Source organism: Corallococcus sp. RDP092CA (assembly GCF_041903675.1).
Taxonomy (GTDB): domain Bacteria; phylum Myxococcota; class Myxococcia; order Myxococcales; family Myxococcaceae; genus Corallococcus.
In genome coordinates this window covers 1-255 of the sequence record NZ_JAYESI010000168.1, presented here as the reverse complement: position 1 = coordinate 255, position 255 = coordinate 1, and the positions used below count along the sequence as shown (strand labels likewise).

The window sequence follows — 255 nt, the reverse complement described above, 5'->3', positions numbered from 1 at the left end:
GACGCGGCGCCGCGAAGAGGCCCGTCGACGTCGTCTGGCGCATGGCCTACGTGGCCTGTCTGACCTTCCATGACGCGAAGGGCGAGGCCCTTTCCACCCTGCGCTACGGGCGCATGCCGGCCAGGGGTGGCAAGGAGCTGGCCCGGCGGCTGGCCCTCGACGTGGAAGCCCTCCTGGGCCAGCTTCCCTCCTTGCGCGTGGTAGTCCTCACCGACGGTGCCCCGGAGTTGCACACGCTGCTCGACGAGGCCCTCG

1 pseudogene is annotated in these 255 nt (G+C 71.4%); it reads left to right on the top strand.

The annotated features are described in order from the left end of the window. Window positions 1–255, top strand: a pseudogene (locus tag U8525_RS34640) (ISKra4 family transposase); the annotation flags it as partial.